The organism is Brevibacterium sp. UCMA 11752, from assembly GCF_021532235.1.
GTDB lineage: Bacteria > Actinomycetota > Actinomycetes > Actinomycetales > Brevibacteriaceae > Brevibacterium > Brevibacterium antiquum.
The window spans coordinates 1834317-1859897 of record NZ_JACBOS010000003.1 but is presented as its reverse complement, the minus strand read 5'-3'; the positions used below and the strand labels follow the sequence as shown (position 1 = coordinate 1859897).

The following is a 25581-nucleotide window of genomic DNA, read 5'->3' as shown; positions in this document are numbered from 1 at the left end:
CGGCAGTGTGCATCAGCGACGAACAATCTGAATCAGAGCAACGATGTCATAGCGACGGAACCAGGCCACGATACATACCAGCCCCAAGGTAAGTGCAGGAATGACGACCAAGTTCGGAGTGACTAGGGCACTCAGGATCGTCGCGCCGATCATGAGCGGGACCTGGCAGATCGAAGCGAGGCCGCACAACCGGGGGATCAGCAGAGCGATTGCCCCAGCGAGTTCCAGCCATCCGACGACAACCATGCCGGGGATACCGAGCCCAATCAAGTCGAACGGCGCGACGGCGATCGGGTTGCCCATCGCCTTCGGAAAAGCCATGAACACGAAGATAAGGGCCAGCAATACTTGCATCGCCCAGAGGGTGATCTTGCCGGCGACGGGTCGAGTACGGGCGGAGGGCAATGTTGTGGTCATGTCGGCTCCATTCGTCATAGTCAGTTAGCACGTTGTGCTAATCGAAGACTAGCACACCGTGCTAGCATGATGTTGCTTCAATTCGGGGGGAGAAATCATGAGCACACAACGCAAGATCCTGGACGCGGCCACCTCGATGGTTCAGGAGGGAAGAGAGCAACGCCTGACTGTCCGTGCAGTGGCTGCACGGGCTGGGGTCGGGATGGGAACTTTGCGACACTACTTCCCGACGCAACGAGTTTTACTCGATGCCGTACTTGCCTCGATGTATGACTCGGCAATGCCCGACGATCGCATTCACGACACGGCGCTGCCGGCACGACAACGCCTCGTCGACAATTTGGGCAGGCTCGTCGCTGCCATCGGTACAGGAGATGAGGCCCGGATTCGATGGAGCGAGCTGTACCGGAACTACATCAGTCCAGAAGCTCCTGACGACATCCGCGCGACACACATTGCCTTTGAAGAACAGGCCGCGCGCCGCGTTGAGACGTGGCTCGCAATCCTCGTTGAGCAGCGGGCGTTGGAAGAAGGTGACAACACGGCCAGGGCGCATTTCCTTCTCAGTGTGGTCAATGGCCTCGTCGTCAGCAGAGCGCTGCCAACTGCAGAATCGGCTCTGACGCGTGAGATCGACACGCTGAGGCTTGCCACGCAGGCGTTGCCCTTCACGAAATAGTCCTCCGAGAATTCTCCAGGTCCTGGTGTGGCCAGTCGGCTTCCTGTCGAATGTCGTCGTCGCTCCGGAATTCATGCCCGACTGGCTAGGCGCGGTTGCAGCGTGGAATCCCATATCGGCAACAGCGACGGCAGCCAGGGAACTGTTCGGCAACCCCACAGGCGTCACAAGTGGATGGCTGGCTGATTCAAGCCTGTTTGCTGCAATCGCTTGGCCATTGGCAATCACCGCCGTGTTCCTGCCCTTGTCGGCTCGCGCCTATCGTCGCTTGAGGAAGTAGTTGTCGACGCACCTCATCCCTGGTAGCCGAGGTGTTGCAAGTCTGCTGAGCAGGAGGCTCTCAACCGGTTTCATAGCCGGTCGCCTCCTGCTCGCCGACCATCAACATGGCCTGAGTTCTCGAATCTGTGTTCTGCCGCAGGAAGCTCGATGATCGTCAGATCACCTTTGCGCGCACGAACACTGTCGACGAACATGTCCTGAGCCCAAGCGAGGTCTTCGCATTCGTCGCCCATGGACGGCCATATGGGGATTGTTCATTGTCGGTTTTCGTCAATCTGGCGCTGGTGGAAGCACACGAGGTCCTCGATCAGGTCGGTGGGCAGCGGCTTCGCCAGCGTGAACTGAATCGCGTGCACAGTGGTCTTGTAGTCCTCTAGTCGGTCCTTGAACTCTTCGATCGCCCAAGACGAGGGGAATAGGCTCATGTGTTTCTTTGAGGCGGTGAAATATACCAATGCGCGGTCTTTGTATTTCAGTGTTGGCATGCGGTAACTTATCGGCTCTTCAACGTTCGGCACGAGCTCGGTTACGAGCGCACGAATCCGTTGTAGCTCCGCTCGGAACGCCGGATCAACACCATCAAGATATTCGTCGACGGTCGTCGCCTTTTCACTCATCACATTTCCCCTCTATTCGTAGTCCCGCAAGCAACGATGCACTACTTGCTCCGTGCTCCATCGGAACGTTTGAGGACTTCAGGTCCTGCCCAGGTAGGACTCCGCTGTCTTCATTACCTGTGCCTCCACACCAGTCGCCGATGTTCCCGCTTCCTGGTTTGCCCAACTATAGGCTTCGGCTCCCAGTCGCGTCAGTCCTCGCTACGGCACAACGGTGGAGCGCCGAAACGACGGTGCCCGCACAGGAGGCTCGAAGCTCCACCGTTGTGCCGATGAAGTCAGCGCTGCAACCCTACTTACGGTCGTCGGGAACGGTGCGGGGCTCGTCCAGCTCCACAACCACCTCGGCGTCCCGGGAGGCATCCTTGAACACCCACGTCCGGTAGGCGTAGAAGCGGAAGATCATGGCCAGGCCGACACCGATGATATTCGTCGAGATGTTGTAGGTCAGCTGGTCACGCATGTCGAACAGGTACCAGGTCACGCCCAACGGGATGACGGAGATGGCCATTCCGGCCAGGTTGACGGCCGCGAAGAGCAGAATGCCGCGCAGGTTCGAATCGGTGGTCCGGTCCCCGTAGGTCCAGAGCTTATTGCCGATCCACACCACGATCATGGCGATGATGGTGGAGACGATCTTCGCCTTGATGGGGCTGCCCTCGAGCAGTGGGGGGATCGATCCCAGGCCGTAGGCGAGGACGTTGGAGAGCCCCACGTCGACGATGTAGCCTAAACCACCGACAGTGAGGAATTTGAACACTTCCACCGCGAGGCGCCGCATACGGGCCGAAAATGACTCTTTCATTACAGTCACCGAGTCTAATCGGCCAGGTTTCGGACTCGCTGAATGCCCCCGATCGCGGCGTGCCCGGCGATCACAGGGTCTCCCCCGGGCTCGAATCATCCGTGGCTGTCGAACCTCGCCGGGTTGTCGGGCCTCTCCGACTCCGCCACATCGCCAGGACGAACAGCAGCGCGGTGGTGACGGCCAGCGCCGGCCAGAACGTATATCGGAAATGGTTCGACGGGACGATCGGGAAATATCCGAAGACATAGAACAGCGCCGAGGTGGACAGCATCGTGATCTCGGGCCAGAAGGCCCGTGTGCCGGCGGTCTTCACCGAGGTCGCACCCCGGGTTCGAGCGCGGTATGCGAAGACCAGGAGGAGGCCTGCGAGGAGGGTCCAGAACCACGGCTTGAACAGCATCGGTAACGTGTCGAGCGCGAAGTCTTCGACATAGGGCTTGACGATGTAGTCGGCCTTGTCATTGCCCTGTTCGAGGCCGACCTTATCGGCGTCGTAGTGCCACGCGGCTGGCCAGTACTCCACGGCCGAAGTGAAGAAGTAAAAGGAGAACACGGCCGCCCGGTACTCGGCATAGCGGAGTGGGTGGGTGATCACCTCGGTCAACCACAGGTCCTTCAGCTCCTCCTGGTGGCCGATCGGTGAGAACGGCTCCCCGGTCGCTCCCTTGCCGTAGCAGTTCCAGTAGGCATCCCAGATCTCGCCCTTCTCCAGGCATTTGTCGCGGGCTGTGCCGATCTTGTCCTTGAGCTCGGCAGGGGCGTCCGAGGCCTGGAGATCGCCGTTGGGCACGGAGAACATGACGTCGTCGAGGAAGATCTGCGAGATCTGACCGGTGGCCTGCACATCTTCCTGCGAGGCGATGGCCAAGTCCGTGGCCTTGACGCCCGCGCCCAGGACGACGAGGACGAGCAGCGAGGCCACAGCCGTCGCAATCCCTTGCCGTGCGGCGAAACGAGCGCCCACCCGTGTGCCGAACCGACCCGTGATCTTAGAGAAACGTCGACTGCTGCGCAGCCGCTTGACCAGCAGGTACCCGATATAGACCGCGATCGGGACGATGGCGAAGATGGCGTTCTTCCGCAGCCCGAACGCATACACGAGCAGCATCAGAGCCGGGATCCAGAGCAGCCACGTCTTCGGGACGAAGCGGGTGATGATGAGGAGGACCACGGCCAGCAGCATGGCCACGGCCATCTGCGTGTCCTTCCACATGGTCGTCATCTGCGACACCACCCACGGGGTGGCCATGATTGCCGGCCCGACCAGCGATATCCACCGAGGTGCGCCCCACCGGTGCACGATCACGCCGAGGCCCCAGCAGGCGAGCGCGAGAATGACGACTTGGAGGACGAAGAGGCTGCCGGCTGCACCGGTGATGCTGATGAGAGCCCGCCACACGGCGCTCATGACGGGTGGGTGCCAGTCGGAGAACGGGATGTCGCCCGTGGCTTGAGCATACTGGTTGGCGATGTCGACATTGGCTCGCCCCGGGAAGAAGAGCGCGGTGAAGACCAGTGCCGGCATGAGTGTCAGCAGCGCAAGGAAGGCGTCCCAGGCAAGCGCCGAGGCGAAGAAGCCTCGCAGCTTGGAACCGTTCACCGTCGTGCTCGTCGCCCGATTCGTCGTGCTCGTCGCCCGATTCGTTGGTTTCGGTGCCGTCATGAGGCGAGCGAGGTCCTCGTTGCTGGCGACTGACGAACAGTTTGACGCGGCAGGTCAAGTTCCGAGGTGCTGGCTTCAGGCACACTGACCGCCGGCAACCCCAGGTAGGCCAACCGCGAAGTCTCACGCCTGGCACGGCGCAGACCGTCCAAGGTCAGCCCCACACTGCCGAGCAGGAAGGCCAGTCCCATGAGGGCAGCGGCGAGGATGGCCGTCGGGAACCTGGGCACCAGTCCGGTCTGCCAGAACTCCCAGACCACGGGCAACCCGAACAGCAGTGACAATGCGGCCAGGATCGTGGTGATGACACCGTAGAACAGCCTCGGCCGTTCGTGTCTGACCAGGGCGGAGATGAGGCCGAGGATGCGGAACCCGTCCTTGAACGTCGAGAGTTTGGACTCGCTGCCATCGGGACGGTCACGGAAGTCGATGGGCACCTCGGTGCTGGGCAGACGCAACGACATCATGTGCACGGTCAGCTCCGTCTCGATCTCGAAGCGCTTGCTGATAGCGGGGAACGACTTCACGAACCTGCGGGAGAACACCCGGTAGCCGGAGAGCATGTCGGTGACCTGGGATTGGAACAGCCACCCGGTGAGCCGATTGAACATCATGTTCCCGGCTTCGTGCCCGGGCCGGTAGGAGGTGGACTCCTGATTGTCCTGGCGCACCCCGAGCACATGGTCATACGGCCCGGAGACCAGGGTCTCGATCATCTCGGGAAGGTGGGAGGCCTCGTAGGTGTCATCGCCGTCGATCATCACGTAGATGTCGGCCTCGATATCGGCGAACGCACGCCTGACGACGTTGCCCTTGCCCGGGGAGTTCTCCTTGCGAACGATCGCGCCCGCCTCGGCGGCTCTCTGCGAGGTCAGGTCGGTGGAGCAGTTGTCGTAGACGTAGACGGTGATCCCGGGGACAGCCTTCTTCAGGTCGTTGACCACCGTCGCAACCGTGATCTCCTCATTGTGGCAGGGGACGATCGCAGCGATCCTGGTGGTGTCCTCGAGCATGCGGTATTCCCATCGTCGTCCTCGCCAGACCACCGTGCCGAGACAGCAAGCGGCCATGAGCCTTAGCTACTCAGGGATACGGGCGCGAAGTGACGGTGAGGTTACGAGAACGCGAACTGCGCCGCTGCTTTCCCCCAGCTTCCGCCAACGTTCACACTCCCGTCACTTCCCCACCGAGGTTGTCCATCGATCCCGCGAAGGTGGGGCGCACCAATAGATCCCGTCTTACTCAGCGAACTCCTGCTGCATACCCATCGCGCTGTGGATCGGCGGCTCCGGAAAGCACTCCGTTGTGACGCGTGATCGCATGAACTCCAGCGAACGCGTAACTCAATGGAGAGCGTCTGACCTCATAGCCGCGATCGTGCAAACCGAGTTCCGTCGAGCGCGGGATCCTGTTGGAGATATCGATCGTGTTCGAGGTGGCCACGGCTCGGGGTGCCAAAACGGAGTCCTGGACGTTCATCCCAAAATCGATGACGTTCGAGATCGTCTGGACAATGGCCGGCGTGATCCACGAGGCCCCCGGTGCGCCGATCGCCATCATCGGACCGGCATCATCGAACACGATAGTGGGGCAGGATGTGGTGTTGCGCCTCCGCCCCGGCTCGATCGAATTCGCTGTTCCAGGACGAGGATCAAACGTACTCATTCCGCCGTTGAGCATGAATCCGAGATCGCGAGGAATATAACCGGAGGGGTTTCCCAGCGTATGCGTCATCGAGACGGTGAAGCCTTCGGCATCCATGGCATTGAGATGAGTTGTGTTCCTGGACTCGTACCGTGGACCGTCAACGTCTACCTTCTCACCATTCCGGATCCGATGTGCGGTCTCATCCAATCTCGAAGGATCGAGTAGCGCGGAATAGTCGTCGTCCGTGGATTGGCCACGATTCCACAAGTCCTCCTTGTCGCGCAGTGCATGCTTCATTGCTTCAGCGATAACCGTCAGGTGCTCGGGGCTGTTGTGATCCAGGGTCGAGAAGTCGAGGTGATTCATGATGCCCAGTGTCTGCATGGTCTGCACACCTCCAGCGGGCTGTGGAGGAAGTGACAGCTCGAGCCCGCGGTAGTGTCCGGTGATAGGCGTCAGGTCTTTCACCGTGTATTGGGCCAGGTCATCGGCGCTGAGAACGCCGCCGTCGAGTTGCACACTGTCACTGATCGCCTGCGCCAGTTCTCCGTGGTAGAAATCTTCTGCACCTTCAGCAGAGATATGCTTCAGCACCTCGGCAAGGTCAGGATTGGAAATGATGTCGCCCAACTTGGGTAACCCTCCGCTCGGGGCATAGATTCGCTGACCATCAGGCGTCGAGGTTAATTTATCGCCGAAGTTCATGCGGCCGTATTTGGTCTCATCCTGAACCATCAAGGTCTGCAGGTGGGGACGTACTATCCAACCGCTCTCGGCCAACCGCAAGGCCTCACCGAACAGATCCGACCAGGGCAGAGAACCGAAACGCCCGTGGACAACGGCGAGAGTCTTCAGGGTTCCAGGGGTCATGATCGCCTGGGCGCCGGTTTCGTTTACGTAGTCTTTTGTTCTGTATCCGAATCCATCGGGAGTTGGGCCCAGAAGATCGGCTTCCCACATGTCGGGCGTGACAGCCGCGGGGCTAGATCCCAAACCGTCGATAATGATTCGCTGCCCGTCGGGCGCAGTGATGTTGATAACGGCCATGCCGCCGATTCCGCACATCAGCGGATCGACAACCGATTGAACAAGAGATGCCGCAACGATTGCATCGACGACGTTCCCGCCGTTGCCCAGGACCATCGCGCCTGCATCGGTGGCCTCAGGCTGTGGCGTGACGATCATTGACCTGTACGAGTTCTTTCGGGGAACGGGGGTGAAATGCAAGGGGCCTCCTCGGTATGGCTCAGCGGTGAGCGAAGATCGTGACTTCAGTTGTTCAGAGTTATCGGTCAACTTGTAGGGAATTCAATGGTGGACGGACCGTTGACTCCGAACTTCAAATGAGGCGGGCGACCGTGCGGACTTTGAGTTGCATGGTCGGCATCAGCGCCGGCAAGGGACAGGCGAATTGAGCTGCCCGGTGAAAAACGCCAGGCCGTGGGGAGGAGCGGAATGCGAACTGATTCCAGTTTGCCCGGGATCATTGGCTGCGCATCGCTTTCATTGAAGGAGCGATAAGGCCAGGTTGTCTCTATGGTGCCTGGATTATCGGACTCCACTCGGTGAATGAGGCGCAGCAGCCCCTCGGTGACGTAGCGTTCGGTCCCATCCGCCTCCACTTCGGTGAGGTAGACGAACACCGTGCCATCGGCCTGATCGCTCGACAATTGGAGGGTGACAATTGCATGTCCCACGAGTTCGATGTTCTCGTTCAATGCAGATGTTTCGAAGACGAGGTGGTGGTCAGTTCGGCCCTGCCAATCGGAGTAGTACCTCGATACCGACTTACCAGCAATGCGCTCAAATCTTGTACTGTTTCCAGTCCCCGCACCAAAATCGACCGCGTAGTCGACCAGGTCACAATCGCGTGTGATCGTCGAATGCTGGTCAGCCCGTACGTTCGACTGGGCGACCAGCTCACTTGCCACGGCAGTCTTCGGCTGCAGTTTCAAACTTCCATCAGCGGCAAGTTCATACCGTGTTGTCGCGGAGGCCAATGGCCAGGACGTGCTCGATCGCCATTCTTCCGCATGCATGGTGTAGTAGTGGACCGGAGCCTCCTCGCGAATGCCGGTGTCCTGACCAGCAAGATATTCGTCAAAGAAACGGAGTATCTCGAACCACCAGACCTCATCGGGTTTCCCCTCGTCGCTCCACGGCGAAACATGACTGCGCGCACCATGGTCCCAGGGCCCGAGCAGCAAGTGATGCGGGTTCCGATTCTTCGTCAGAAAGCGCGCTATCGCTCCGTTGGCATACCCGGCACCATCCATCCAACCGGATACCGAATAGATTGCCACGTCCTCTCGAATGCCGTCGCTATAGAAGTAGGGACTGAAGCTGGCCGACGAGTAGTCCGGATCATAAGGCAGTGGCTTCTCCCTCATCACGAACTCGCGCATCATGTCGGCATGACGATAGTTCGCCCGGTGATCAAGAAGCGCTGCATCCCGGTCCACTTCGTTGAGGCCCTCATCAACAGGAGCAGGACCGTCGAATGCTGGGTGTGCGTATGATTCGAACGGTCGAATTGCCTCCCGATCGTCCTGGTCCAGTCCGATCATCAACTGCGAATAGGACTCGATAAGATCGAAGAGTTGGACTCCACCGGGAAAATAATTGTTCTCATAGGTGTCCCATACCGAGAACAGGGGTGCGATTGCCTTCACCGCCGGATGTCCGGTGCTCGCAAGGAAGTCAGCTGCTGCGCCGAGGTAGGAGATTCCGGTGACGCCTATTCGCCCGTCCGACCAGCTCTGTCGGCACACCCATTCCGCCACCTCGTAATAGTCATTGCGTTCGGTGGGCGAACGAAAGCCTTCCCGATGGCCGAAGCTTGCGCCAGTGCCGCGCACATCAACGACGACGACGTTGTATCCGGCGGGTGTGAACAAATCGCGATAGCGGGCGGTGTTGGGTGACGTTTCTACCGCTGACGAATCGGCGTCGGCCTCGAGCGCGAATCGGCGGTAGTACGGAGTGAAGATCAGTATGGTTGGACGTTCTCCCTCCGCTGGCGCCCCAGACACCGAGGGGAGGAATACGTCGGCCGCCAGCCGAACCTCGTCAGCCATGGAAATGTAGAGAGATTGCGGGGTGACGGGTACCTCGAAGTCGAAACTGCGTTTGGCGCTGTATGCCGTCGGTGAGAGTCGCCAACTGGAATAGGCGTTGCGATCGGTGGCCGACTGTGGGGCAGTGCGTGGTTCGTTCACTTCATCTCTTTCGTTTCCGGGTTCGTTCGACAGCATTCACTAACGAGTTCAACGAATTGGTGCGCCAGGGCCGAGTGGGAGACCAATGAGGTACCACAGCGCGAAGACGACTGTCCACACGGCGAAGAGCGCGATCGATAGAGGAAGGGTCAGTGAAAAGAGACTGCCGATTCCGATGTCTTTGCGATATCCACGCATGATTCCGATGGTCAGCGCGAAATAGGGGCTCATAGGTGTCAGGATATTGGTACAGGAATCGGCGATCCTGTAAAGCGCAGTAGTTGTCTCTGGTGAGATATCCAAGAGCATGAACATCGGGACGAAGACGGGACCAACGAGAGACCATTGAGCGCTTCCACTGGTGATGAAGAAGTTCATGACGCTGACGATGACCAGCATGCCGCCAAAGATGATCGGTACGGGAGCATCGATACCTTCGAGAAAATGCGCGCCGCGAGTGGCGATGAGAGTTCCGATGTTGGTCCAATTGAAGTAGGCAAGGAACTGAGAAACGGCAAAGAACAGCACCAAGATGGGTGTGATGTCTTTGAGTCCGTCGGCGGCAAGATCTGGAATGTCCGAGCTGGTCCGGATCTTCTTGATCGTGATTCCATATACCGTTCCTGCGATGGCAAAGAACAGTGCTAGGAATACTGCGACGCTTTTGATCAGCACCGAATCAATGACGCCGCCGTCCTCTCCACGCAGAGGAGATCCGGCCGGTATCATCGCGAGGACGATGGCGATCGTATACGCGACTAGGGCGATTCCGACATTCCGCAGTGCCTTGATCTCAATGGAAGATAGAGGTTCATGGTGAGCTTCTTCGAGCTTGGCGGTGTCGACAGGAAGTCTTGCCTCGATGCGTTTAGATAGAAAACCATCGACAACGACGGTGATGACAAGGGTGAGAAACAGAGAGGAGACGACGGTGAAGTAGATGTTGCCGACTGGAGTCATCACGTAGTTCGGGTCGACAGTCTGTGCGGCTGCGGTTGTCAATCCGGAGAAGATGGCGTCATTGGGAATGAGGATCGGGCTTGCTGACGATCCTCCGGAGAGCGCCGCCAATGCGACGAGTGCACCGGTGATAGGGCTTCGCCCCATTGAGCGGTAGATGATTCCTGCAAGTGGAATGAGGATGATGTACCCAGCGTCACCCGCCACGTGTGCCACTGAACCAGTGAAGGCAACGACGGGCGTGAGAAACCGCGGTGAGACCCGTGCCAGCGATTGGCGCATGAATGCCGTGATCAACCCAGAACGATCTGCCACCGCCAGTCCGAGCAGGGCGACGAGAGCAACGCCCAGAGGCGGAAAGGTCATGAAGTTGTCGATCACGCTTGATAAAGCGAAGCGGATGCCATCAATGCTGGCAAGATTGTTGATGGGTGCTTCTTCGCCATCTGGCTTGACTGCGACGACTCCGCCGAGGTTCAACAAAGCGCTGGCCAGCGCGAGCACGATCGAAAGTACAACGAAGAGCCAGACTGGGTGCGGCAGTCGGTTTCCTATATTTTCTATTACATTGAGCGTACGGATTCCGACCCCGGGTCGGCTCAAGGTGTGCTTGTCGGACATGTATGAGTTCCTCAACATCTGGTGGGCACGACTCTGTGACAAACACGAGGCTATATTGCAAAGTAGGGATTATGCAATACGAAAGTTCTGATGAAGACCGTGAATTTCAGTCTGCCGACCCAGTGAGTCGCGTTGAGGAATGGATTCTCTCCAAGCTCGGACATCGCCGCCTGGGGAAGCAATCGTCGCGCGTTGTTCGAGCATTAGCGGGCTCGCCGCAGTATGCAACGTCTGCGACGGTCGCTGACTTCGCTCGTCGCGTCGGGGTGGACCCGGCCACCGTAATGCGCAGTGCAAAACTACTCGGATGCAATGGATGGACCGATCTGCAGCAGGAGCTGCGCGCAATGTTTCTCGCCGACCTCGATGCCAATGACCTATTGGAGATCCATTCCAATCATGAAGGTTCTGTCATCGACGCGGCGCTTCTCTCTGATGTCGTGACCATGAACAACTTGAGGAATTCACTCGACCCCGAGATGTGTCGCAATTTTGCGCACAACCTCATCCATGGCACTCATGAGCACCCCGAAGCCTTGGCGAAGATTCTCCTCTACGGGTCGGGAAGCTATTTGGGCCCGTTGACACAGTTCGCTCATGTCGGTGCGCGACTTGGCCTCACTACGATACCCGTGGGATGGGGCGGCAGGGCCGCTCACACTGCGATGTCCTCCGCCGACATCGGAGATGTCATCCTCATCATGAATTTTTGGCGCACTCCCGCCGAGTTCGAAGCAATTGCCAGGGTAGCCAAGGACCGTGGGCTTCGGGTCATGCTCATCTCTGACACCCGATTCTCCCACCTGACGCCTTACATCGATGACATGCTGGTCATCCCTGCCGAGGGAAGTTCACATTTCCCTTCACTTGTCGCAGCATCAGCCCTCATCCATGTTCTTCTTGCTGTGATCACAGAGGAGTTAGATGGACTAGGGGTTGACTCCATTCGGGCTCATGACGAAATCTATTTCGCTCTCGAGGATGCCCGTGCCAAGAAGTCACCCTGAGCATCGATCCCGCGAAGGTGGGGCGAATGCACCCAAACCGCGTGTCCTTGGTCACGAACGCCCGGTTGTGCGTCTTTTTATGACGCCGATGCCCGAGGCAGAGCGGACTCCTTGACATGCTGAATCATCGGCACTACTGAACCGTAGGTTCATGTCGCTATTACCCCATCCCACCCACAAGAGGAGCCGCCTGTGATCGAGCTGCGCAGTCTGCGGAAGGTGTTCGGAGACACCGTCGCTCTGGAGGAGATCGATCTGTCGGTCCCCGCCGGAGAGATCCATGGCATCGTCGGCCGCTCCGGTGCCGGCAAATCCACGCTCATTCGGTGTCTGACCGGACTCGAACGCCCGAGCTCCGGCACTGTCTCCATCGACGAGGTGGACATCACCGACCAGTCCGGTTCGGGACTGCGCGAGGCTCGCCGCAGCATCGGCATGGTCTTCCAGCACGTGAACCTCCTCGATTCGCGCACCGCCCTGCACAATGTGGCCCACCCACTCCAGATCGCCGGCGTCGCCAAGTCCGAACGTCTGGCCAAGGCCCGTGAGCTGCTCGAGATCGTGGGCCTCGGCGACCGTGCCGACAACTACCCCGCCCAGCTCTCCGGCGGACAGAAACAGCGCGTGGGCATTGCCCGGGCGCTGGCTGCCGAACCCAAGGTCCTCCTGTGCGATGAGCCCACCTCGGCGCTGGATGCCACCACCACGGACCAGATCCTGGGCCTCATCCGCTCCCTGCGCGATCGCCTGGGCATCACCGTTCTCATCATCACCCACGAGATGTCCGTCATCCGCGAGATCTGCGACTCGGTGACTCTCCTGGCCGATGGTCGCGTGGCCAAGACCGGCAAACTCGCCGAGGTGATCTCCGAACCCGGCTCAACCCTGGCCAAGGATCTCGTCCCCCTTCCGCCCATCGGCCTTGATGACGGGGACACCGCACTCGTCGAGGTGTCCTTGTCCGGAACGAGCCTGCCCAAGGTCCTGACCAGCGCGCAGTCGGCCGGAGTCAGCGCCGATGCGATCCTCGCCGGTGCCGTCGAAACCATCGAGGGCAGCCAGGTCGGGCGAATCCGCTTCACGGTCGGCTCTGCCGCTGCGTCGAAGGAGCTCATCACGGCTCTGGAAGCCGACGGAATCTACGCGGAGGTGGCAGCCTGATGAACGATCCGACATGGTTCGACAACCCGGCGATCACGCAGCAGATGCTGCCCGCCACCATCGAGACCCTGCTCATGACCCTGTGGTCGACCGGGCTGGCCGTCCTCATCGGACTGCCCCTGGGTATCTGGCTGTTCACCAGCTCAAAAGGCGGGCTCAAAGCGCGTCCCGTGCTCTACCGAGTGCTGTCGATCATCGTCGACATCACGCGCTCGATACCCTTCATCATCCTCATCATCGCCCTCATCCCCTTCGCCCGCTTCGTCGTGGGTTCAGCCTTGGGCTGGCAGGCGACCGTGGTGTCGCTGACCATCGGTGCGATCCCCTTCTACGCCCGCCTCGTCGAGAACTCCCTGCGTGAGGTCTCGGAAGGGAAGGTCGAGGCGGCACTGATGATGGGGGCGTCGAACGGGCAGGTGGTCCGGCAGGTCTACGTCCCCGAGGCGAAGCCCGGCCTGATCGGAGCCGCAACGGTCACCTCGGTGACTCTGGTGTCCTACACGGCCATGGCCGGGGCCGTGGGCGGAGGCGGACTCGGTGCGTTGGCAATCTCCTACGGTTATCAGCGCTACCAGGCGGACACGATGATCGCCTGCATCATCGTCCTCGTCGTCATCGTCACCCTCATCCAATTCATCGGCGACCGCATCGCCCGCGCCGTCGACCACCGCTGAACCTGAACCACCTGAAATCTCGTCACTGCGACGAAGCACATCACTCAAGGAGAACCATGAAGACCAAACTCATCGCCATCGCTGCGAGTGCGACCTTGCTACTCTCGGGCTGCGGCCTCGTCGGCGGCGGAACCGACTCCGTCGGCGAGAAGGACGGCGACATCACCAAGCTCACCGTCGGTGCCACCCCGGTGCCGCAGGGCGACATCCTGAACTTCGTCGACGAGAATCTCGCCGAGGATGCCGGCCTCGACATCGAGGTCACCGAATACACGGACTACACCCTGCCCAACAAGGCTCTGTCCGATGGCGACATCGACGCCAACTACTTCCAGCACAAGCCCTACCTCGACTCCGAGATCGAAGGACAGGGCTACGAGCTCACCGCGTTCGACCCGATCAACCTCGAGCCCTTCGCCCTGTTCTCGAACGACATCAAGGACGTCAAGGACCTGCCCAAGGGTGCGAAGATCGGCATCAACAACGATCCTGCCAACCAGGGCCGTGCACTGAAGATGCTCGAAGAGGCCAAGGTCATCACACTCAAGGACGGTGTCGACGCGGTCGATGCGAAGCTCTCCGACGTCGAGGGCAACCCGAAGAAGGTCGAGTTCGTTGAAGCCGACGCCGCTCAATTGGCGCGCACCCTCGAAGACGTCGACGCCTCGGTCATCAACGGCAACAACGCCCTGGAAGCCGGCCTCAACCCGGCCAAGGACGGAATCCTGCTCGAAGGTGCCGAGGACAACCCCTACGGCAACTTCCTCGCCACGCGCACCGAGAACAAGGACGATGAGAACATCAAGAAGCTCGACGAGCTCCTCCACTCCCCCGAGGTGAAGAAGTTCATCGAGAAGAAGTGGTCCGACGGATCGGTCCTGCCCAGCTTCTGAGGTGGAGGCTTCTGAATCGTGAGATTCTGAGTTCCAAGTGAGCATTTCACGCTCCTGAAGCTCGTCATTGTGGGCCTGCGTGCGATTTCTGAGTCAGAATCGCACGCGGGCCCACATTCATGGGTGCCTCGACCTCCTGGTCCAGAGGGTCTGCGTCGCCGAACGGCGATCTCGGCACGCCGACGATCACTCCGCGATAAACTCGGCATGGTGGGCCAGGATCGCAGCCTGCACTCGATTCTCGGCGCCGAGTTTGCTCAGGATCGCGCTGACGTAGCCTTTGACGGTGCCTTCCGTGAGGTAGAGCTCTCGCGCTACCTCGGAGTTCGCTCTTCCCGCTCCCACCAGCGCAAGCACATCGCGCTCTCGAGCGGACAGTGCCGCGACGGATTCCTGCGCCGCGGCATCGGGTCGGGGCCCGGAACGGAACCGATCGATCACGCGGTGCGCCAACCGCGGAGAGAGGAAGGCCGCGCCTCCCGCCAGCCGACCGCGGTCTTGGTGCTGTTGGGTTGGGCCGCGGCGGGACTGCTGTTGGGTCATCTGGTGCTGCGCAAGCGCGACGCCTGAGTCCGCCTGCGGCGCCACATCCCGTCTCACTTCGCGATCAGTGCTGGCCTGACCAGTGCTGCCGAGATCAGTGCTGGCCAGACCAGTGCGGGCTGTACATGAGTCCGAGCACATTGCCGAACGGGTCCATCACCGCAGCGGTCACGAACTCCGGTCCACGCGGCGTGAGGGGCGTGTGCACCGTCGCACCGCGGCTCACCAGGTCGGTGAAGATCTTCTCCACATCCTCGACATGCCAATGCGTGACCGAACTGCTTCCCGCGGCCGTTCCCTCCGGCGCATACGAGCGGTCCATGATGCCCAGCTCGTCCTCGTCTGGACCTATCCGGAACTCGACGTAGGCGGCCGGCCCCTCAGGCGGCTGCCGGAAATAGGGAGATTGCCCGAGGAAATCTGCGTACCACTCGGCTGCTGCGTCGACGTCGTCTGCGGTGAGAACCATCGTGGTCAGCCCTTTGAGAATGCTCATGTCATTGTCCTTCGCTCTGCGTTGCCATCCGCCTGGTGCGGTCGATATCTCCGAGTCTCACAGTCAAAGTGATCATCAAGTGAGCACTTTTAGTGAGAGACTTCGTCTATGCGCGCAGACCGACTTTTTGCCCTGCTGCTCTTCCTGCAGACCCGCGGGAAGGTCACCGCTGCCCAGGTTGCTGAGGAGCTCGAGATTTCGATCGCCACTGCTCGCCGCGATCTCGAGGCACTGTCCACGGCCGGCGTGCCTGTCTATGTTCAGCCCGGTCGAGGCGGCGGCTGGCAGCTCATCGGCGGGGCCAGGACGAACCTCACCGGATTCTCCGGACACGAGGCACGGGCCCTGTTCTGGATGCTCGGCACCGCGGGCCTCTCCGGTCCAGAAACCCGCGTGGCCACCCGCAAGCTCATCCGCGCCCTCCCCGAGTCACTGCGAGCCGAAGCCGAGGCACTGGCCACGAGCATCCACTATGACCACACCACGTGGGGAAAAGCGCCACCAACAGACGACGGACACGAACGCCTCGGCACTCTGCGTAATGCGCTCGTGCATCACCAGACCCTCAACATCAGGTACACCGGGCGCAATGGAACCACCGACATGCATGCTGCGAGTCCGCTCGGGCTCGTGGCGAAGGCCGGCACCTGGTACCTCGTCGCCCGCACCGACAGGGTGCGGACCTATCGCGTTGACCGCATCACCGAGGCGGAGGCTGTGGAACCGAATGCCGATGCCCCCGGCGGTATGACTTCGGGACACATCACTGCCTCGGCGACTGATCTCGATTTCGACCTCGCCTCCTACTGGGCCGCGCATGTCGAGGAGGTGGAGGCGCTTCGCTCATCCGTCACGGCGACGATCCGCTGTCCGAACTGGACCGTTTCGATCCTCTCCGCACACTTCGGCAGGTACTTCACCGTCGTCACCGGGGACTCAGATTTCACCATCGCCGAGGTGAGGGCCCACCTCATCGTCGCACTGGCCGAACAGTTGGCCGGGTGGGGGCAAACGGTCGAAGTGCTGTCACCGCCCGAGCTTCGCGCCGAGTTGGCACGGATCGGCGCCGAGCTGATCGAGTACGGCCGAGACTTGTCATTCGATCAGCTCATCTGAGCGCATCGTGCAGTGCCCGCGCTGCTGCTCCCAGAGCCGCCTCCGCGGCTGGCTGCACCGCGGCCGAGTTGCTCGATTCGCTGAGCACCACGACCGCTATGGTCTGCCCATCGGCGTGCTCGACGACTCCGATCTCGTGTCGGAGGTGCAGCAGAGTGCCGGTCTTCGACGACCACCGTGCCACATCGGACATGAGGTCGGGGGCCAGTCGGTGGCGCACGACGTTGCCAGCCATGAGCTCTCGCAGCCGGGAAGCGGCCGAAGTGTCGATCCTCTCGGGGCGCCACAGTTCAGCAAGCAGGTCGGTCAGCCCTGCAGCTGTGGCGACATTCGCCTGCGAGACGTCGAGCTGCCAGATCCGATGCCCAGCGCCCTGCGTGGGGTTCGCGTGAGCGAGTTCGTAGGCAAGGTGAGCCTCTGGGGGCGGAAGACTCTCAAGAGGAGTCCGGACCAGTGCATCGAGGTGGTGTCGGATCTGGATTCCGCCCAGTCCGAGGTCGTCAAGGTCACGCTGAACCACCTCGGTGGGGACGAGGTCGAGCAGGGCATCGGTGGCCGTGTTGTCGCTGAAGCACACCGAGAGCATGAGCAGATCATCAACTGCGATCCGCGCGGGATGGCGAAAGCGGCTCGTAGCCATCAGGCTTCCGGCCTCACATCGGCGGGGCTCGACGAGAACCTGGCGATCGGCTTCGAGCCGACCATCGGCGATGCGGTTGAGGACGGCGAGGGCGATCGGCACCTTTACGACAGAGGCCAGCGGAACCGGCCCGTCGGCCGCGATCGAGATCTCAGCCTGCGAATCGAGGTCGCGGACCACGATCCGGGCGCGCAGTCCCGCGGCCTCGAGCTCATCGCCGACCTCCCTGGCCAGTCGTGCCTCGCTCCTCATTGCGCAGCCTCGCTCGGTGAGTCGATTCCGGTCGACGCAGCTCCTGTAGGTGATTCGACTCCGGTCGACGTAGTCGAGGCAGGAGCGCCCGAAGTCGCGCCCAGACAGTCGGCGATCTCCTCGTCGAACTCCCCGAGGACCGAGACATCGTCCGCCGAGGTGGCTGCCAGGACATATCCCCTCGCGACGACCGGATCAAGCAGCGGAGCCCATGAGAGTTCGAGTTTCGCGGCTTCGTCCGCGCTGCAGACCAACAGGTCCCCCTCCCCCAGGACCCCGGCGACAGCAGCGGGATCGGACAGATCCGTCACCACCTGATACGGCAGAAGGCCAGACTCTTCCGCGGCCCGCCGAATACGATCACGTACATGCGGCACATTGTCCTCGCTCAACAACCTGAGCCTCTGACCTGCAAGCCTCACGCCGTCGCCCGGGACCCGTGTCCGTGCCCTCCGCAGATCGGCGATCCGCACCGGATGCAGCATCCCGGACCGGTGTGCGCACCCCAGCGGAACGGCCCATACGCCTTCTTGGGCGGGGACGGATCGCAGTGCCGCTCTGACCCGACGAGCGGTGAGGTCTTCATCCCTTCGGCTCGGCGGTCCGGTATGGAAGTCGATGCGCAGGCCCCGAGAATTCGCCGAGGCGGCCAACACCGCGAGGTCGCGCGTCGCGCACGACGTCGGCACTGCGAGGGAGACCGGTCGGAGCTTGGCTCTGTCGGCATCGAGCATCATCTCATCGGCCAGTTCGACTAAGCGCGTCGCAGAGGCGAGCATGTCACGGCCGAACGGTGTGAGATTGACTCCCCTGCCAGTCCGGTCGAGCAGCCGTGCCCCGAACTGCTTCTCCAGCCCGGCGATGCGCCTGCTGGCGACCGGCTGGGGAATTCCATTGGCCGCGGCGCCCAGAGTCATGCTTTCCAGCTCGCTGACGGCGGTGAATGTACGGCAGGCCTCAATCAGGTCCATCACCCCATAGTATGCGTCCTGTTATGCGTTTTCGGTATGCGATGCACTGAAACCGTGTTCGACCGCATGAGAGAAGTCGTGAACAGTAGTTCTCAGCAGGGCGAACCCGGCATGAGATGTGAACCGATGAGAGAACGGATCAACCATATGAACAGACGACCAGTGAAGCTTCTGACCGCAGCAGCCCTGACGCTTGTCATGGCCACTGGCTGCTCACCCGCCGACGCGCAGACGGAATCGGCCAGTCCGACACCGAGTCCGGACCGAACGCAGCAGCAGGAGGTCACAGCGCAGCTCGAAGCAGTCGAGAACGAATACGAAGCGAGAGTCGGAGTCAGCGCGATCGACACCGGAGACGGTTCAACCGTGGACCATCGCTCCGATGAGCGCTTCGGATTCGCATCGACGCTCAAGGTGTTCGCGGTGGCCGAACTGCTCGCCGCAACCACACCCGAAGAACTCGACGAAGTGGTGACATGGACCCAGGCCGATGTCGACGCCGCCGGCTGGACACCGGTGACGGAGAAACACGTCGATACCGGACTGCCGCTGGAAGATATTGCCGAAAGCGCGCTGCGGGTCAGTGACAATGCGGCAATGAACATCGTGCTCGACGAGATCGGCGGACCCCAGGGACTCGATGAGGCGCTCGAAGACGCCGGCGACCCGACCACCGAGGTCATCGACGAAGAACCGGAACTCAACGCCATCGACCCCGGCAGCCCCGACAACACCACGACTCCCGCTGCCTACACAACTGACATGCAGGGCCTGCTCAACCCCGACCGACTGTCTCCGGACGACCGTGCTGTGCTGCTCGAATGGATGTCGGACAATGAGACCGGTGACCCCCTCATCCGCGCGGGTGCACCAGAGGAGTGGATCGTGAAGGACAAGTCGGGACATTCCGATGCCATCCAGAACGACATCGCCTTCGTCTACCCGCCGGGTGAGGACCCCATCGTCATCACAGTGCTCACCGAGACCGAAGATCCGGACTCCGAGGACGGGCCGGCCATCGTCAAGGCAGCTGCGGAGGCCGTTCTCGGCAGCTTCGAATGAGGAGACCGTCGCAGCGTAGTGCTATGCGCACCACGTTGACACATTGCGAGTCGGAGCCGATCTGAGAAATCGGTAAAGTTGCCAGCATGACCGAATCTCTGACCTTTGCCGATTCCATCCTGATCAATGCCGATCCGGCTACCGTCTACGAGACTGTCTCGGACGTGACCCGAACCGGCGAATGGTCACCGATCTGCCAAGAGTGCTGGTGGGACGAGGGCGACGGTCCACGAATGGGAGCGTGGTTCACCGGGCGCAACGTCACCCCGGGTCGTGAGTGGCAGACCCGAAGCCAGGTTGTCGTCGCCGATGATGGGCGTGCCTTCGGGTGGAGCGTGGGGCCGGGCCGGGTTCACTGGACCTACCGTGTGGAGGCAATGGATGGAGGCACTTTGCTCACCGAGTCGTGGGAGTTCCTGCCGGAGGGGCAGGCCTTCTTCGAGGAGAAATACGGGGACCAAGCCGCCGAGCAGATCGCCGAACGAACCTCGGCCGCGCGAGCCGGCATCCCAGAGACCCTCGCTGCCATCAAGAAGGTCATCGAACAGCGCTGAGCCTGGATTCCGAGTCTCCGCTGTATCGCCTCTTGAGCAGTGGCACAATGCGCCTATGGGGCTTCCCCCGCTCCCACGTTTACAACGACGTCACCAGGAGGACCGCAATGACATCCGCAATCGGGATCATCGGAGTCGGCGAGATCGCATCTGCGATCGTCGAAGGATCATGTGGCGGTGACGATCACCCGGACTTCTTCCTCTCTCCCAGGAATGCCGAACGCTCAGCCAAGCTGGCGAACGACTTCGACGGGGTCAAGGTCTGTGCGAGCAATCAAGAAGTCATCGATTGCAGTGAGCACATCATCCTCGCGGTGCTGCCCCAGCAGACCCAAGCGGTGCTCACCGAACTCGACATTCCCGCGGATCGCACCTTCATCAGTGCAGTTGCCGGAGTCTCGGTCAAGGAGCTTTCCCCACTGCTGCCGCAGAACCCCACCATCGTCCGTGTGATCCCGCTGCCGCCCGTGCGTGAGCGCCAAGGCGTCACTCCGGTCTACCCCGCTCACCTCGGCGTCGAAGAATTCTTTGACGCCCTCGGCGGCACCGTCGTCGCGGATTCGGAACAGCTCTTCAGCACACTGTCGGCCACCACTGCGACGATGTCGGCCTACTACGCTTACCTGCAGACGATCGCAGATTGGCTTGTGCAGCAGGGGTGGGGCAGAACTGATGCCGACAGCATCGTCCGCGGCCAGTTCGCCGGACTGGGCAACAAGCTCGCCACAACCGATTCCTCGTTCGCAGATCTCGTCGCCGGGCACGAGACCCCGGGCGGCCTCAACGAGATGCTTCACAGAGAGTGGATGGACGAGAACAACGTCGCCGCACTTTCGACCTCTCTCGACCGCGTCTTCGCCCGAGTGACCGGCAAGGACTGAGGAAACCGCTCTCACGCGCTGTGCTTGCCAGCCCTCTGCGATCACCGCTGGAACAGAACCAAGGATCGCCGAGGTGCCCTGCAGGACATATGTCACTTCCCTTTCGGTACTGTGCCCCCTACTCCGCTTGGCTGAGCCGCAATAGCGTTGATGATGTCGGAGATTCCGGCATCAGATTCGATGAGAGGCTCGCCATGCGCCATCACAGCACATCAGCACCTGTACCTGACAGGCCGTCCCGCCGCCGGACCCTGCTCGGCGGACTCGTCACGATCGCTGCCGCGGCCGCAGCCGCATTGACCATCTGGATCGTGGCCGTTCCGGTCGCCGGGGTCTCCCTCTCGACTGCCGCAACAACGGTTGGACCCGCGGCGGTCGTCTCCACCGCACTGCTCGTCGGCTGCGCCGCGTGGTTGGCGCTCATCGTCCTGCGCAGTCTGCGCGGCGGATTGACCGAATGGACGGTGCTCGGCTGCGTGGTCCTTCTCGCGTCACTGGCCGCCCCTCCCTTCTCGGGAGCCTCAGGCACGTCTTTGCTGGTACTCGAGCTCATGCATCTGGTCGTCGGCGCCACCGTGCTCACCGGTTTCAGACTCGTCCTGCCACAGCGCAATCGCCGCCGCACGCAGCCAGCCAGCTTCGATCCGAACCACGCTGTCGCCGCAACCCCGACGGTCTCCGAGTAATGTACGAAACGGAGGCACCCATGACCACACAAGCTCCTGCCACGGACCACAATGACGAGCTCACTCGCTGGGTCGCACGCACCCGCGGGCCAGTGTTCGCCCTGATCTGGTTGCCCATCCTCCTTCTGGCACCGATCGTGTCGAACGCGATGGCCGGCAACACTTTCACCCTGAGCATCTATCTCGTGATCGCAGTCGTCTACGTCGTCACGATCATCGTGGCCCACAGCGATGGGCCGCAGTGGGCGGGTGAACTGTGCACGCTCGGGCTGACAGCCCTCGTCGTCATCCAGTTCGTCTTCTCTCAAGGTGGTCAGGGCTTCCTCTACCCGCTGCTCGCCATCGCCGCGGCAACGGCGATTCGACGCCGTGCGGCCTTCGGCTTCGTCATGGGACTGTCGATCAGCGGCACCTTCGCCGAGGGATTCGCAACCATGTCGCTGAGCAATGCGCTCCAGTTCGGTTTCGCCACGGTCATGGCCGGGGCCAGCACCTACCTCATCCGCTGCCTCGCCGACTTGGTCGGACAGCTGCGGGCCACGCGCAGCCGCTTGGCCGCGCTGGCCGTCGTCGAAGAACGTCAGCGCTTCTCACGAGACCTGCACGACCTCCTCGGACACACGCTGTCGGTCATCGTGGTCAAGTCTGAAGCCATCCGACGATTCGCCGAGGCGGACTCTAAGGCTGCGGCCACGCATGCTCGCGATATCGAGGACATCGGTCGCACCGCCTTGGCCGACGTCCGTCAGGCGGTCGTCGGCTATCGCGAGATCCGGCTGACCGAGGAGCTTAAACTTGCCACCGATGCCCTCGCCGATGCAGGGGTGAAGGCCGAGGTCACAAACCCGCTGCCCCCACTCGACCGGGCCACGGACACGCTCTTTGCCTGGGTGGTCAGAGAAGCCGCGACCAATGTGCTGCGCCATGCGCACGCTTCGACCTGTTCGATGACGGTCGCCGTCCGCGACGGGACCGCCACTCTGGACATCAGCGACAACGGTCGGGGTGCGAACGGCAGCGAGCGGGGATCCGGATTGACCGGATTGCGCGAACGGGCCGAGCGCCTCGGCGGTCGAGTAGACATCCTCACCGATGAGCGAGGATTCGCAGTCTCGGTCACTGTGCCGATGAGAGAGGACCAGTCATGATCAGAATCGCCGTCGTCGAGGACCAGACCCTGATGAGGTCTGCGCTCATCAGCCTCCTCGACCTCGAAGACGACATCACCGTCGTCGGGCAATCGGGGCGCGGTGAGGAGGTGACCCAGCTGGTCCAGGACCTCGGCCCGGATGTGCTTCTCCTCGACATCGAGTTACCGGGTCAAAGTGGACTCGAGGCGCTCGAAGATCTGCACCTGTCCGGAGCCCACGAGGAGACCGACACACACATCATCTTCGTCACGACCTTCGCACGAGCCGGGTATCTGCGCCGTGCCATGGATGCCGGCGCACGAGGATTCCTCGTCAAGGATGATCCAGTGGAGAAACTCGCCGCGGCGATCCGTCGGGTTGTCGCCGGTGAGACGGTCATCGATCCGCTGCTGGCAGCACAGGCGCTCAGCGCCGGGGAGAATCCGCTGTCGGACCGTGAGGTCCAGGTGCTCATCGCCTCAGACGGTGGAACACCTGTTGCCGACATCGCCTCTGCTCTCCACCTGTCACCGAGCACCGTTCGCAACTATCTCTCGAATGCGATCGGCAAAATGAGGGCACGCAACAGCGCAGAGGCACTGCACAGCGCCCGCCACGAGGGCTGGGTCTGAACAGCCGCAACCGCGTCTCAATGCATTGACTCTGGTGGCTCAGAACAGCCCGGTGATGTTCCCGTCCTCGGTGACATCGATCTTCAGAGCCGAGGGCACCTTGGGCAGGCCGGGCATCGTCATGATGTCACCGGCGATGACGACGACGAAGCCCGCACCGGCCGATAGGCGCACGTCCTTGACCTCGATGATGTGATCCTTGGGTGCACCGCGCAGGCTCGCGTCCGTGCTCAGCGAGTACTGGGTCTTGGCGATGCAGATGGGGGCATCACCGTAGCCTTCGTCAGTGAACTGCTTGAGCTTGCGTGTGACCGTGGTCGGCAGGTCGACATCGGCCGCGCCATAGATCCGCTGTGCGATCGTACGGATCTTCTCCTCCAGGGACAGGTCGAGTTCGTAGCTGTACTGTGCCCGCGGCGACCCATCCGACGAGGTGCCGGTTGACGAAGTGCCAGGTGGTGGAGCTTCAGCATCACCCGAGGCTGTTCCCGCGACGAACACTGAGCCATCGTCGACGGCAGCGCCGGCATTTCCCACACCACCGGCAGCCTCAACGACCGCCTCGGCGAGGGCGAGCGCACCCTTGCCGCCATCGGCCCAGTGGGTGGACTCGACGGCCGAGATGCCCTTCGAGCGCAGGTGCGCGATCGCGGCTGCCATCTCCTCGTCGGTGTCGGTGGGGAACCGGTTGAAGCACACGACCGGGGTGATCCCGTAGATGTTGAGCAGGTTCCCGCAGTGGTGTTCGAGGTTGCTCATTCCCCCGATCACCGCCTCGGTGTTGGGCGTCTGCACGTCCTTGACCTCGATGCCGCCGTGGTACTTCAGCGCTCGCAAGGTGGCGACGACGACTACGGCCGAGGGCCAGATGCCGGCGGCGCGGCATTTGATGTCGAGGAACTTCTCTGCACCCAGGTCGGCACCGAAGCCGGCCTCGGTCACGGTCCAATCACCCAAGGTCAGCGCGGCCTTCGTCGCCAGCAGACTGTTGCAGCCGTGGGCGATGTTGGCGAACGGACCACCGTGGATGAATGCCGGCGAATGCTCGAGGCTCTGGACGAGGTTGGGCTCCAGCGCATTACGCAGCAGAGCAGTCATCGCGCCGGCAGCACCGACGTCGGCGACCGTGATCGGGGTTCGTGAGCGACTGTGCGCGAGGACGATCCGTCCCAAACGTTCCTTGAGGTCGGTCAATGAGGTCGAGAGGCAGAAGACCGCCATGACCTCGCTGGCGACGACGATGTCGAAGGCATCTTCACGGGGCACTCCCCCGTTGAGGCCGCCGAGGCCCACGACGACGCCGCGCAGCTCTCGATCATTGAGGTCGACGACGCGGCGGATGTGGACGCGCCTGACGTCGACGTCGAGTTCATTGCCGTGATGGATGTGGTTGTCGAGCATGGTCACGGCGAGGTTGTTCGCAGCTGCGATGGCCGCGAAGTCACCGGTGAAGTGGAGGTTGATGTCCTCCATCGGCACCACCTGGGCGTATCCCCCGCCGGCTGCTCCGCCCTTCATGCCGAAGACCGGCCCCATGCTCGGTTCACGCAGCGCGAGGATAGCTTTGCCGACTTCGGGCTTCGACCGGGCGAGTTCGTTGAGACCGTCGGCCAGTCCGATGCTCGTCGTGGTCTTACCCTCACCTGCCGGTGTCGGACTCATGGCGGTGACGAGAATGAGTTTCCCATCGGTGGCGGTCTCGGCAGCGGCGTCAAGCACGTCGATGGGGACCTTGGCCTTGGTCCATCCGTAGGGAATGATGTCCTGTGATTTCAGACCCAGGCCGGCGGCGATATCGATGATCGAGTCGAGCTCGGCGTTGAGCGCAATATCCATATCTGTGGTCATAGTGCCATCATGCCGCTTCTGAGGTGTTTTGTGACCACCTTCGAAGGATGAAATTCACCCGACACCGAGGTGGCGCTGCTGAGCAATCGTGAACGCCATATCTCAACTTCACCTCGGGCCTTG

At 61.6% G+C, this 25581-nt stretch carries 25 protein-coding genes; 12 read left to right on the top strand and 13 right to left on the bottom strand.

What is annotated here, in order from left to right; translation table 11 throughout:
* Positions 1 to 12: 12 nt before the first annotated feature.
* The gene (locus HU144_RS08325) at positions 13 to 417 is read right to left on the bottom strand and encodes a DoxX family protein (protein ID WP_235350962.1); all 405 of its coding nucleotides are present in this window, start codon (positions 415 to 417) and stop codon (positions 13 to 15) included.
* Between the two features lie 97 nt (positions 418 to 514).
* On the opposite strand from HU144_RS08325, the gene HU144_RS08320 reads away from it, so the two are divergent.
* Positions 515 to 1096 carry a TetR/AcrR family transcriptional regulator gene (locus tag HU144_RS08320; RefSeq protein ID WP_235350961.1) on the top strand — a complete coding sequence of 194 codons (582 nt, stop codon included), beginning with the start codon at positions 515 to 517 and terminating at the stop codon, positions 1094 to 1096.
* Between the two features lie 536 nt (positions 1097 to 1632).
* Here the strand turns inward: HU144_RS08320 and HU144_RS08315 are convergent.
* The 7 genes from HU144_RS08315 to HU144_RS08285 form a co-directional block, all read right to left on the bottom strand.
* Entirely contained in the window at positions 1633 to 1995 is a 363-nt protein-coding gene (locus HU144_RS08315; protein WP_235350960.1) for an iron chaperone, read from the bottom strand.
* Positions 1996 to 2287: 292 nt separating this feature from the next.
* Positions 2288 to 2800 (bottom strand): GtrA family protein, encoded by a 513-nt coding sequence (locus tag HU144_RS08310; protein WP_235350959.1) that lies wholly within the window; start codon positions 2798 to 2800, stop codon positions 2288 to 2290.
* A 70-nt stretch (positions 2801 to 2870) separates the two neighbouring features.
* Positions 2871 to 4466: a glucosyltransferase domain-containing protein gene (locus HU144_RS08305; RefSeq protein ID WP_235350958.1), complete on the bottom strand. Its 1596-nt coding sequence runs from the start codon at positions 4464 to 4466 to the stop codon at positions 2871 to 2873.
* Positions 4463 to 5479, bottom strand: a complete 1017-nt coding sequence (locus HU144_RS08300; RefSeq protein ID WP_235350957.1) for a glycosyltransferase — start codon at positions 5477 to 5479, stop codon at positions 4463 to 4465. Before HU144_RS08300 ends, HU144_RS08305 begins: the two co-directional genes overlap by 4 nt.
* Before the next feature lie 229 nt (positions 5480 to 5708).
* The gene (locus HU144_RS08295; protein WP_235350956.1) at positions 5709 to 7298 is read right to left on the bottom strand and encodes a gamma-glutamyltransferase family protein; all 1590 of its coding nucleotides are present in this window, start codon (positions 7296 to 7298) and stop codon (positions 5709 to 5711) included.
* A 107-nt stretch (positions 7299 to 7405) separates the two neighbouring features.
* Positions 7406 to 9331 (bottom strand): CocE/NonD family hydrolase, encoded by a 1926-nt coding sequence (locus HU144_RS08290; protein ID WP_235350955.1) that lies wholly within the window; start codon positions 9329 to 9331, stop codon positions 7406 to 7408.
* Between the two features lie 48 nt (positions 9332 to 9379).
* Positions 9380 to 10912 carry an AbgT family transporter gene (locus HU144_RS08285; RefSeq protein ID WP_235350954.1) on the bottom strand — a complete coding sequence of 511 codons (1533 nt, stop codon included), beginning with the start codon at positions 10910 to 10912 and terminating at the stop codon, positions 9380 to 9382.
* 71 nt (positions 10913 to 10983) lie between these two features.
* Between HU144_RS08285 and HU144_RS08280 the strand changes: the two genes are divergently transcribed.
* From HU144_RS08280 to HU144_RS08265, 4 genes are all read left to right on the top strand, one after another.
* Complete coding sequence (locus HU144_RS08280) at positions 10984 to 11919, top strand: MurR/RpiR family transcriptional regulator (protein ID WP_235350953.1); 936 nt, start codon at positions 10984 to 10986, stop codon at positions 11917 to 11919.
* A 192-nt stretch (positions 11920 to 12111) separates the two neighbouring features.
* Positions 12112 to 13080, top strand: a complete 969-nt coding sequence (locus tag HU144_RS08275; RefSeq protein ID WP_235350952.1) for a methionine ABC transporter ATP-binding protein — start codon at positions 12112 to 12114, stop codon at positions 13078 to 13080.
* The gene (locus HU144_RS08270) at positions 13080 to 13754 is read left to right on the top strand and encodes a methionine ABC transporter permease (RefSeq protein WP_198396768.1); all 675 of its coding nucleotides are present in this window, start codon (positions 13080 to 13082) and stop codon (positions 13752 to 13754) included. The genes HU144_RS08275 and HU144_RS08270 overlap by 1 nt, the downstream gene beginning before the upstream one ends.
* A 56-nt stretch (positions 13755 to 13810) precedes the next feature.
* Positions 13811 to 14647, top strand: a complete 837-nt coding sequence (locus HU144_RS08265) for a MetQ/NlpA family ABC transporter substrate-binding protein (protein WP_235350951.1) — start codon at positions 13811 to 13813, stop codon at positions 14645 to 14647.
* Between the two features lie 186 nt (positions 14648 to 14833).
* Here HU144_RS08265 and HU144_RS08260 read toward each other — a convergent pair whose 3' ends face one another.
* Both HU144_RS08260 and HU144_RS08255 read right to left on the bottom strand, forming a co-directional pair.
* Positions 14834 to 15190: a response regulator transcription factor gene (locus HU144_RS08260; protein ID WP_235350950.1), complete on the bottom strand. Its 357-nt coding sequence runs from the start codon at positions 15188 to 15190 to the stop codon at positions 14834 to 14836.
* A 94-nt stretch (positions 15191 to 15284) separates the two neighbouring features.
* Positions 15285 to 15686, bottom strand: a complete 402-nt coding sequence (locus HU144_RS08255; protein ID WP_235350949.1) for a VOC family protein — start codon at positions 15684 to 15686, stop codon at positions 15285 to 15287.
* Positions 15687 to 15794: 108 nt separating this feature from the next.
* Here HU144_RS08255 and HU144_RS08250 point away from each other — a divergent pair, with 108 nt between their 5' ends.
* A complete protein-coding gene (locus HU144_RS08250; RefSeq protein ID WP_235350948.1) occupies positions 15795 to 16802 on the top strand; it encodes a helix-turn-helix transcriptional regulator in 1008 nt (335 codons plus the stop codon).
* Here HU144_RS08250 and HU144_RS08245 read toward each other — a convergent pair.
* A complete protein-coding gene (locus tag HU144_RS08245) occupies positions 16795 to 17694 on the bottom strand; it encodes a serine hydrolase (protein WP_235350947.1) in 900 nt (299 codons plus the stop codon). The two genes, HU144_RS08250 and HU144_RS08245, sit on opposite strands and share 8 nt — an antisense overlap.
* On the bottom strand, positions 17691 to 18665 hold the full coding sequence (locus HU144_RS08240) for a LysR family transcriptional regulator (RefSeq protein ID WP_235350946.1): 975 nt from the start codon (positions 18663 to 18665) through the stop codon (positions 17691 to 17693). Before HU144_RS08240 ends, HU144_RS08245 begins: the two co-directional genes overlap by 4 nt.
* Positions 18666 to 18812: 147 nt before the next feature.
* Between HU144_RS08240 and bla the strand changes: the two genes are divergently transcribed.
* The 6 genes from bla to HU144_RS08210 all read left to right on the top strand — a co-directional run bounded on the left by bla (position 18813) and on the right by HU144_RS08210 (position 23610).
* Positions 18813 to 19727 carry a class A beta-lactamase gene (gene bla, locus HU144_RS08235; RefSeq protein ID WP_235350945.1) on the top strand — a complete coding sequence of 305 codons (915 nt, stop codon included), beginning with the start codon at positions 18813 to 18815 and terminating at the stop codon, positions 19725 to 19727.
* An 86-nt stretch (positions 19728 to 19813) separates the two neighbouring features.
* The gene (locus HU144_RS08230) at positions 19814 to 20281 is read left to right on the top strand and encodes an SRPBCC family protein (protein ID WP_235350944.1); all 468 of its coding nucleotides are present in this window, start codon (positions 19814 to 19816) and stop codon (positions 20279 to 20281) included.
* A gap of 107 nt (positions 20282 to 20388) precedes the next feature.
* Positions 20389 to 21162, top strand: coding sequence for an NAD(P)-binding domain-containing protein (locus HU144_RS08225; protein ID WP_235350943.1), 774 nt, complete (start codon positions 20389 to 20391; stop codon positions 21160 to 21162).
* An 89-nt stretch (positions 21163 to 21251) separates the two neighbouring features.
* Positions 21252 to 21848 (top strand): DUF6069 family protein, encoded by a 597-nt coding sequence (locus HU144_RS08220; protein WP_235350942.1) that lies wholly within the window; start codon positions 21252 to 21254, stop codon positions 21846 to 21848.
* 20 nt (positions 21849 to 21868) lie between these two features.
* Positions 21869 to 22996: a sensor histidine kinase gene (locus tag HU144_RS08215; protein ID WP_235350941.1), complete on the top strand. Its 1128-nt coding sequence runs from the start codon at positions 21869 to 21871 to the stop codon at positions 22994 to 22996.
* Positions 22993 to 23610, top strand: coding sequence for a response regulator transcription factor (locus HU144_RS08210; RefSeq protein WP_235350940.1), 618 nt, complete (start codon positions 22993 to 22995; stop codon positions 23608 to 23610). The genes HU144_RS08215 and HU144_RS08210 overlap by 4 nt, the downstream gene beginning before the upstream one ends.
* A 39-nt stretch (positions 23611 to 23649) precedes the next feature.
* Here the strand turns inward: HU144_RS08210 and HU144_RS08205 are convergent, their stop codons facing one another.
* Positions 23650 to 25458, bottom strand: a complete 1809-nt coding sequence (locus HU144_RS08205; RefSeq protein WP_235350939.1) for a formate--tetrahydrofolate ligase — start codon at positions 25456 to 25458, stop codon at positions 23650 to 23652.
* Between the last annotated feature and the right edge of the window lie 123 nt (positions 25459 to 25581).

What these genes read in the sequence shown, in the direction of transcription:
- HU144_RS08325 (WP_235350962.1), bottom strand. Translation starts at nt 417, where the DNA reads ATGACCACAACATTGCCCTCCGCCCGTACTCGACCCGTCGCCGGCAAG.
- HU144_RS08320 (WP_235350961.1), top strand. Translation starts at nt 515, where the DNA reads ATGAGCACACAACGCAAGATCCTGGACGCGGCCACCTCGATGGTTCAG.
- HU144_RS08315 (WP_235350960.1), bottom strand. Translation starts at nt 1,995, where the DNA reads ATGAGTGAAAAGGCGACGACCGTCGACGAATATCTTGATGGTGTTGAT.
- HU144_RS08310 (WP_235350959.1), bottom strand. Translation starts at nt 2,800, where the DNA reads ATGAAAGAGTCATTTTCGGCCCGTATGCGGCGCCTCGCGGTGGAAGTG.
- HU144_RS08305 (WP_235350958.1), bottom strand. Translation starts at nt 4,466, where the DNA reads ATGACGGCACCGAAACCAACGAATCGGGCGACGAGCACGACGAATCGG.
- HU144_RS08300 (WP_235350957.1), bottom strand. Translation starts at nt 5,479, where the DNA reads ATGCTCGAGGACACCACCAGGATCGCTGCGATCGTCCCCTGCCACAAT.
- HU144_RS08295 (WP_235350956.1), bottom strand. Translation starts at nt 7,298, where the DNA reads ATGATCGTCACGCCACAGCCTGAGGCCACCGATGCAGGCGCGATGGTC.
- HU144_RS08285 (WP_235350954.1), bottom strand. Translation starts at nt 10,912, where the DNA reads ATGTCCGACAAGCACACCTTGAGCCGACCCGGGGTCGGAATCCGTACG.
- HU144_RS08280 (WP_235350953.1), top strand. Translation starts at nt 10,984, where the DNA reads ATGCAATACGAAAGTTCTGATGAAGACCGTGAATTTCAGTCTGCCGAC.
- HU144_RS08270 (WP_198396768.1), top strand. Translation starts at nt 13,080, where the DNA reads ATGAACGATCCGACATGGTTCGACAACCCGGCGATCACGCAGCAGATG.
- HU144_RS08265 (WP_235350951.1), top strand. Translation starts at nt 13,811, where the DNA reads ATGAAGACCAAACTCATCGCCATCGCTGCGAGTGCGACCTTGCTACTC.
- HU144_RS08260 (WP_235350950.1), bottom strand. Translation starts at nt 15,190, where the DNA reads ATGACCCAACAGCAGTCCCGCCGCGGCCCAACCCAACAGCACCAAGAC.
- HU144_RS08255 (WP_235350949.1), bottom strand. Translation starts at nt 15,686, where the DNA reads ATGAGCATTCTCAAAGGGCTGACCACGATGGTTCTCACCGCAGACGAC.
- HU144_RS08250 (WP_235350948.1), top strand. Translation starts at nt 15,795, where the DNA reads ATGCGCGCAGACCGACTTTTTGCCCTGCTGCTCTTCCTGCAGACCCGC.
- HU144_RS08245 (WP_235350947.1), bottom strand. Translation starts at nt 17,694, where the DNA reads ATGAGGAGCGAGGCACGACTGGCCAGGGAGGTCGGCGATGAGCTCGAG.
- HU144_RS08240 (WP_235350946.1), bottom strand. Translation starts at nt 18,665, where the DNA reads ATGGACCTGATTGAGGCCTGCCGTACATTCACCGCCGTCAGCGAGCTG.
- bla (WP_235350945.1), top strand. Translation starts at nt 18,813, where the DNA reads ATGAACAGACGACCAGTGAAGCTTCTGACCGCAGCAGCCCTGACGCTT.
- HU144_RS08230 (WP_235350944.1), top strand. Translation starts at nt 19,814, where the DNA reads ATGACCGAATCTCTGACCTTTGCCGATTCCATCCTGATCAATGCCGAT.
- HU144_RS08225 (WP_235350943.1), top strand. Translation starts at nt 20,389, where the DNA reads ATGACATCCGCAATCGGGATCATCGGAGTCGGCGAGATCGCATCTGCG.
- HU144_RS08220 (WP_235350942.1), top strand. Translation starts at nt 21,252, where the DNA reads ATGTCACTTCCCTTTCGGTACTGTGCCCCCTACTCCGCTTGGCTGAGC.
- HU144_RS08215 (WP_235350941.1), top strand. Translation starts at nt 21,869, where the DNA reads ATGACCACACAAGCTCCTGCCACGGACCACAATGACGAGCTCACTCGC.
- HU144_RS08210 (WP_235350940.1), top strand. Translation starts at nt 22,993, where the DNA reads ATGATCAGAATCGCCGTCGTCGAGGACCAGACCCTGATGAGGTCTGCG.
- HU144_RS08205 (WP_235350939.1), bottom strand. Translation starts at nt 25,458, where the DNA reads ATGACCACAGATATGGATATTGCGCTCAACGCCGAGCTCGACTCGATC.